This window comes from Microbispora sp. ATCC PTA-5024 (genome assembly GCF_000511135.2).
GTDB lineage: Bacteria > Actinomycetota > Actinomycetes > Streptosporangiales > Streptosporangiaceae > Microbispora > Microbispora corallina.
Genome location: NZ_KI866525.1, coordinates 928,802 through 936,487, shown reverse-complemented (window position 1 = coordinate 936,487; position 7,686 = coordinate 928,802). Strand labels below are relative to the sequence as shown.

The 7,686-nt window shown below is 71.3% G+C and carries 4 protein-coding genes; 3 read left to right on the top strand and 1 reads right to left on the bottom strand.

Annotation, left to right across the window (positions count from 1 at the left end):
* Positions 1-128: 128 nt before the first annotated feature.
* On the top strand, positions 129-1,106 hold the full coding sequence (locus MPTA5024_RS30175; protein WP_036330620.1) for a phosphotriesterase family protein: 978 nt from the start codon (positions 129-131) through the stop codon (positions 1,104-1,106).
* Positions 1,107-1,112: 6 nt separating this feature from the next.
* Here MPTA5024_RS30175 and MPTA5024_RS30170 read toward each other — a convergent pair whose 3' ends face one another.
* A complete protein-coding gene (locus MPTA5024_RS30170) occupies positions 1,113-2,966 on the bottom strand; it encodes a hypothetical protein (protein WP_036330618.1) in 1,854 nt (617 codons plus the stop codon).
* A gap of 430 nt (positions 2,967-3,396) precedes the next feature.
* Between MPTA5024_RS30170 and leuS the strand changes: the two genes are divergently transcribed.
* Positions 3,397-5,859 (top strand): leucine--tRNA ligase, encoded by a 2,463-nt coding sequence (gene leuS, locus MPTA5024_RS30165; RefSeq protein ID WP_036330616.1) that lies wholly within the window; start codon positions 3,397-3,399, stop codon positions 5,857-5,859.
* 181 nt (positions 5,860-6,040) lie between these two features.
* The gene (locus tag MPTA5024_RS43945; RefSeq protein ID WP_036330614.1) at positions 6,041-7,684 is read left to right on the top strand and encodes a cellulase family glycosylhydrolase; all 1,644 of its coding nucleotides are present in this window, start codon (positions 6,041-6,043) and stop codon (positions 7,682-7,684) included.
* The last annotated feature ends 2 nt before the right edge of the window (positions 7,685-7,686 follow it).

Below are 7,686 nucleotides of genomic sequence, written 5' to 3'. Positions count from 1 at the left end.
GATCAGCAGACCGGCCGCAGGTAAGAGGGGTCCACCCCGCCCTCGCGGCCGCCGAAGGTGCGGTGACGTTGACGGGAGCGGGAAGGCGGCCTACGGTACGGGGACCGACCAGTCGGTATGGAGGTCTCATGGCCACCGTCGCCACCGTCCGCGGCCCCGTCGACACCGGAGACCTGGGCCAGACGCTCATGCACGAGCACGTCTTCGTCCTGGCCACCGAGCACCTGGACAACTACGGCCGGGGAGCCTGGTGGGACGAGGAGACCCGGGTCGCCGACGCGATCGGGAAGCTCAGGGCGCTGGTGGCCAAGGGTGTCACCACGATCGTGGACCCCACGGTCTGGGGGCTCGGCCGGTACATCCCCCGGGTCCAGCGGGTCGTCGCCGAGGTGCCCGGCCTCAACGTCGTCGTCGCCACCGGCCTGTACACGTACGACGACGTGCCCTTCCAGTACGAGCACCGCGGCCCGGGACTGGTCATGGACATCCCCGAGCCGATGGTGGAGGACTTCACCCGGGACATCACCGAGGGGATCGCGGACACGGGCGTGCGGGCGGGTCTCCTCAAGTGCGTGGTGGAGCACAAGGGGCTCACGCCCGGCGTCGAGCGGGTCTGCCGGGCGGTCGCCCGCACCCACGCCGCCACCGGGACGCCCATCACGGTCCACACCAACGCCGCCGCCCGTACGGGCCTGCTCGCCCTTGACCTGTTCGCCAAGGAGGGCGTCGACCTGACGAAGGTCGTGGTCGGCCACGCCGGCGACTCCAACGACCTCGACTACCTGATGCGGCTGGCCGACACGGGCGCCACGCTCGGCATGGACCGCTTCGGCCTGGACCTCTACAACTCGACGGCCGCCCGGATCGACACGATCGCGGCCCTGTGCGAGCGCGGCTACGCCGACCGGATGGTCCTCAGCCACGACACCGCCTGCTTCATGGACTACTTCGGCGGCGCCTGGGACCAGGTCCAGGAGCTGGCCGCCCCCAACTGGCGGTACGACCACATCCACGACGACGTGCTGCCGGCCCTGCGGGAGCGCGGCGTCACCGACGGGCAGATCACGGCGATGCTGGTCGGCAACCCCAGGCGGTACTTCTCCTGACCGCGCCTACTTCACCGGGCGGATCGACCGTACGACCGTCGTGATGTCGGGGAGCAGGTCGTCCTTGAGGGCCGGGACGGCCATGTAGACGACGGCCGGCAGGTCGGCGCCGGTGTTGACCGCCGCGACCAGGACCGTGCTCTCCTCGTGGTCGGCCTCGACCTTGTAGAGCGCGAGGAGCCCCGTCAGGCCGTTCCTCGACAGGCGCTGCTGGGCCACCTTGGTGACCTTGTTGCCCTTGGGGAACAGCGACTGCCTGGCCTTGAACATCACCGCGCTGAGGACCGGCCCGAGCTTGTCGGGCGTCGTGTACTTCACGGCCAGCGCCTGCGGCAGCGGGCCCGTCATCACCTGGGCGAACTCCGGCTTGCCCCGGGTGGTCATCCCGGCCGAGACGAACTGCCGGGTCGCGAAGCCGTACGTCGCCTGCACGGTCTGGTGGTTGGGGTCGACCTGCCAGGGCGAGCCCAGCCGGGGAACCGAGATGCCGGCGGTCCTGTCGGCCAGGGTCCCCGCGACGGGGGAGGGGGTGCCCTTGAAGGCGGGCAGCCCGGGGAACTGCGACTGCGGCTTGGCGGCCGGGGCCGAGGACGAGGCGGTGGGCTCGGGGGCGGCCGACGTGGAGGGGCCGTCACCCGAGCTGAGCGGCCCGGCGACGAAGGCCCACACGAGGGCGCCGACGAGCGCGATGACGACCGAGACGATGAGCGCGTAGAGCCAGAAGGGGCGGCCGCCCTCCTCCTCGTCGTACTCGTCCATGGCGCGGTAGTTCTCGCCGAAGACCGTGTTCCACAGCTCCTGCTGGCGATGCGCGGGCGGCGTCTTGGGCCCGCTGATCTGCCCCGCCGTCACGAAAGGCTTGTACGGGTCGTCACCGCCCGGCCCGCCCTGGGGCGGCTGCGTTCCCGGCGCCTGGTGACCGCCGGGCGGCAGCGGCGCGCCGTGGGGCGCGGTGGCCTGCGGGCCCGGCTGGGGGCCCGGCTGGGATGCGAAGTGCGGAGCCGTCTGCGGACCGGACTGGTGGCCCTGGGGGCCGGGCTGCGGGCCGGACGGCGCGGAGGGCGGCGCGGTGGGCACGGCCGCGGCCATCTGCGCCGTGGGCGGGTCCGACGGGTCGTGCCCGCCGAAGCCGACGCCGTCGAACCGGGGCATCGGGCCGGGCCGGTCGAACGGCGACGCCGACGGCGCGGACGGGTCAGGAGCGGACCCCTGCGACGGCCGGTCGAACGGCGAGGCCGAGGGCGCGGGCCGGTCGAAGGGGGACCCCTGCGCGGGGTCGAACCGCTGGGGCTCGAAGGGGGACCGCTGCGCGGGGTCGAACCGCGGCGGTTCGAACGGGGACCGCTGCGCGGCGTCGAACCCCTGCGGGTCGAACGGAGACCCCTGCGCCGGCCGCTCGAACGGCGACCCCTGTGCGGGGTCGAAGCGCGGCGGGCCGGCCGGGTCGAAAGGGGACCCCTGCGCCGTCTGGTCGAAGGGGGATCCCGGCGCGGGCCGGTCGAAGGGGGACCCCTGCGCGGGCCGGTCGAAGGGGGACCCCTGTGCGGGCCGGTCGAACCGGGGTCCGGCCACGCCCTCGTCCGGCCGTGGCCCGGCGGCCGGAGGGTCGAAGCCGGGCATCGGGCCGGGCCGGTCGAACCGGGGCATCGGGCCGGGTTCCTCGAACCGCGACGCGGTCGCGGGCTGCGGCGGGGACACCGGGGGCACCGGGGGCGCCGAGGGCGCGGCCTCCACGAACGAACGCACCGTCGGCGTGAACGACCCCGTGGAGGCGTCCGGCCACGCCGGCGGGACCTCCGGCCATGCCGGCGCTCGCTGGGGTTCGCTCTGGTCCGAGGGCACGGAACCTCCCGAGATCATGCCCGGATTCTGGGTGCCTGGCATGATCTCATGGGACGTGGGGGGCGCCGCAGCGAAACCGGAGAATGCCCCGCGAAACTGCTCGCCCGTCGGATCGGTGGGCGGGTCCTGCATCGGGAGGTCCGCCGGCGGGAATGTGTTGGCCACGATGCGACAGTAATCTAAAGGGACATTCGCCTCACAACGGAACTATCACCATCGCGTATCGCCATCTGACTGCCCGGGTCAGCCCGGCATGATCGATCGGCGGCGTGGTTCCCGTCTGCGCTACCCTTGACACGCGTGCCGCCACCCTGCTTGTCGGGCAGCCGTCTCACAACTCGGCGCGTGAGATCGCGGAGACGCGGGCTGTCCTTGCAGACGAAGCGGGGGCTCTGCCGTGGGCGGGCGCCTTCATCTGTGTGACCCAGACGCCGGGCGAGGAGTGGAAGTGGACGAGCCGGTGTACGACCCGCAGGCGCTGCAGGCCAAGTGGCAGCCGAAGTGGGAGGAGCTGAACCCGTTCGCGGCCGTCGAGGACGCGTCGGACAGCAGGCCGCGCAAGTACATGCTCGACATGTTCCCCTACCCCTCCGGCGACCTCCACATGGGCCACGGAGAGGTCTTCGCGATCGGCGACGTCGTCGCGCGCTACTGGTTCCAGAAGGGCTACAACGTCCTCCACCCCATCGGGTGGGACTCCTTCGGCCTGCCCGCGGAGAACGCGGCCATCCGGCGCGACGCCCACCCGGCCGAGTGGACCTACGCCAACATCGACACGCAGGCGACCTCGTTCAGGCGGTACGCCGTGTCCTTCGACTGGTCGCGCCGGCTGCACACCAGCGACCCGGAGTACTACCGCTGGAACCAGTGGCTGTTCAACCGCTTCTACGAGCGCGGCCTGGCCTACCGCAAGGGCGGCCTGGTCAACTGGTGCCCCAATGACCAGACCGTGCTGGCCAACGAGCAGGTCGTGGCCGGCAAGTGCGAGCGGTGCGGCGCCGACGTGGTCCGCCGCGAGCTCACGCAGTGGTACTTCAAGATCACCGACTACGCCGACCGGCTGCTGGACGACATGGCGCAGCTGGAGGGCGGCTGGCCGGAGCGCGTGCTGACCATGCAGCGCAACTGGATCGGCCGCTCCACCGGCGCCGACGTCCGGTTCCGCATCGAGGGCCGCGACGAGCCGGTCACCGTCTACACGACGCGTCCCGACACGCTGTACGGCGCCACGTTCTTCGTGGTCGCCGCGGACGCCCCGCTGGCCGAGGAGATCGTCGCCCCCGAGCAGCGGGAGGCGCTGGCGGTCTACCGGGCCGCGGTGGCCAAGCTCTCCGACATCGAGCGGCTGTCCACCGACAAGGAGAAGACCGGCGTCTTCCTGGGCACGTACGCGATCAACCCGGTCAACGGGGAGCGCATCCCGGTCTGGGCGGCCGACTACGTGCTGTCCGACTACGGCCACGGCGCGATCATGGCGGTCCCCGCGCACGACCAGCGCGACCTCGACTTCGCCCGGAAGTTCGGCCTGCCCGTGAAGGTCGTCGTGCACACCGGCCTGGCCGACCCGGGGGAGACCGGCACCGCCACCCCGGGTGAGGGCACGCTGGTGAACTCCGGCCCGCTGGACGGCCTGACGAAGACCGAGGCGATCAGGAAGATCGTCGACATCCTGGAGGAGCGCGGCGCCGGCCGGGCGGCCGTGAACTTCCGGCTGCGCGACTGGCTGCTGTCGCGGCAGCGGTTCTGGGGCACGCCGATCCCGATCATCCACTGCCCCGACTGCGGCGAGGTGCCGGTCCCGGACGACCAGCTCCCCGTCACGCTGCCCGACCTGCGCGGCGCCGACCTCAAGCCCAAGGGCGTCTCGCCGCTGGCCGGCGCGACCGAGTGGGTCAACGTGGCCTGCCCGAAGTGCGGCGGCCCCGCCCAGCGGGACACCGACACGATGGACACGTTCGTCGACTCGTCGTGGTACTTCCTGCGTTACTGCGACCCCCACTACACCGGCGGGCCGTTCGACGTCGAGAAGGTCCGCACGTGGGGCCCGATCGACCAGTACGTCGGAGGCGTCGAGCACGCCGTCCTCCACCTGCTGTACAGCCGGTTCTTCATCAAGGTCCTGCACGACATGGGCATGGTGGACTTCACCGAGCCGTTCGTGCGCCTGCTCAACCAGGGCCAGGTCATCAACCAGGGCAAGGCGATGTCCAAGTCCCTGGGCAACGGCGTGGACCTGGGCCAGCAGATCGACGCGTTCGGCGTCGACGCGGTCCGGCTGACGATGGTGTTCGCCGGCCCGCCGGAGGACGACATCGACTGGGCGCACCTCTCGCCGGCCGGATCGCTGAAGTTCCTGGCCCGGGCCTTCCGTGTGATGGCCGAGGCGGGCGCCGCCTCCGCCCCCGGAGCGGACGCCGCCACGGGCGACCCGGAGCTGCGCAAGGTCACCCACCGGACGATCGACGAGGTGACCAAGCTCGTCGAGGGGTACCACTTCAACGTCGCGGTCGCCCGGATGATGGAGCTCACCTCGGCCGCCCGGCGGACGATCGACTCCGGGCCCGGCGCGGCCGACCCGGCCGTCCGCGAGGCCGCCGAGACCTTGGCGATCATGCTGTCGCTCGTCGCGCCGTACACGGCCGAGGAGGGCTGGGAGCGGCTCGGGCACGCGCCGTCGGTCGCGAAGGCCGGGTGGCCGCAGGCGGACCCCGCGCTGCTGGTCCAGGAGTCGGTCACCGCGGTCGTCCAGGTGGCGGGCAAGGTCCGCGACCGCCTGGAGGTCGCCCCGGACATCTCCGAGGCGGACCTGGAGGCGCTGGCCCTGGCCTCGGACAAGGTCAGGCCGTACCTGGACGGCGCGCCGCGCAAGGTGATCGTCCGCGCGCCGAAGCTGGTCAACATCGTCCCGTGACCGGTTGTTGACGCCTGCCGGGCTGGGTGGACAAAATTACGCCCGAGCCACATATCTCTCATATTGATTAGGCGTGCGGTCAGGGCATGCCGCGACCACCACCGCAGCGCGCGGTGGTTCTGGGGTGCGCGCCTGACCGTACGGCTCACGATCGGCGTGCCCTCAGCGTGGGAGGCACGTCTTGTCCAGACGTATTCTCGGCGGGCTGGCGGCCGTGGCCGCGATGGCGGCGACGGTGCTCGTCGTCGCGGGCTCGCCGGCGAACGCCGCCGGCACCGGCACCGGCTACCTGCACACCAGCGGGAACAAGATCGTCGACAGCACGGGCGCCACCGTCCGGCTGACCGGCATCAACTGGTTCGGCATGGAGACCGACAACAAGACCTTTCACGGGCTGTGGGCGAACAACCCGTGGAAGAGCCAACTCGATCTCATGGCCAGCCTGGGATACAACACCATCCGGGTGCCGTTCTCCGACGACGCGCTGAAGCCGGGCGCGCAGGCCACGAGCGTCAACACCTACTCCAACCCCGATCTGATCGGCCTGTCCCCGATGCAGATCCTCGACAAGGTCGTGGACTACGCGGGCCAGAAGGGCATGCGGATCATCCTCGACCGGCACCGCCCGACCAGCGCCGGCCAGACGGCCCTGTGGTACACCTCCGGCGTCCCCGAGTCGACCTGGCTCGCCGACTGGAAGTCGCTCGCCCAGCACTACGCCGGCAACTCCACGGTCATCGGCGCCGACCTGCACAACGAGCCGCACGCGGACGGCACGAACCCGAACGCGATCGGCTCCTGCTGGGGCTGCGGCGACCAGGCCCGCGACTGGCGCCTGGCGGCCGAGCGGGCGGGCAACGCGATCCTGTCCGTCCAGCCCAACTGGCTGATCTTCGTGGAGGGCGTGAGCTGCCCGAGCGGGGGCCTGTCCAACGTCTGGGACAACGACACCAGCAACGACGAGGACTGCGGCTGGTGGGGCGGCAACCTCACCAAGGCCGGGCAGTACCCGGTCCGGCTGAACGTGGCCAACCGGCTCGTCTACTCGCCGCACGAGTACGCCACGTCGGTCTACCACCAGACCTGGTTCGACGACCCGACCTACCCGGCGAACATGCCGGCCATCTGGGACAAGTACTGGGGCTACCTGTACAAGCAGAACATCGCGCCCATCATGGTGGGCGAGTTCGGCACGACGCTGGCCAGCAACACCGACAAGATCTGGCTGCAGGAGCTCATGAAGTACATGGGCTCCGGGGTCAACGGGATGTCGTTCACGTACTGGTCGTGGAACCCCAACTCGGGGGACACCGGCGGCATCCTCAAGGACGACTGGGCCACGGTCGACCAGGCCAAGCAGAGCATCCTGCAGCCCTACCTGATCCCGCCGGTGGGCGGCGGCGGGCCGTCCCCGTCCCCCTCGGGCTCGCCGTCCCCGTCGCCGTCCCCGTCGCGGTCGCCCTCCCCGTCTCCGTCGCCTTCGCCGTCTCCCTCTCCCTCGCCCAGCCCGTCCGGGAACAAGGGCTGCACAGCCACGTACAAGGTCGTCAACGAGTACCCGGGAGGCTTCCAGGGTGAGGTGACCGTCAAGAACACCGGCTCGTCGGCCACCACCGGGTGGACCGTGAAGTGGACCTTCCCGAACGGCCAGAGCATCAGCCAGCTCTGGAACGGCACGCTCAGTGCGAGCGGCGCCAACGTGACCGTGACGAGCCTCGCCTACAACGGCGCGCTCGGCGCGGGCGCCTCCACGACGTTCGGCTTCAACGGGAGCTGGTCGGGCTCCAACGGCGTCCCGTCGCCGGTGACCTGCACGGCGAGCTGACC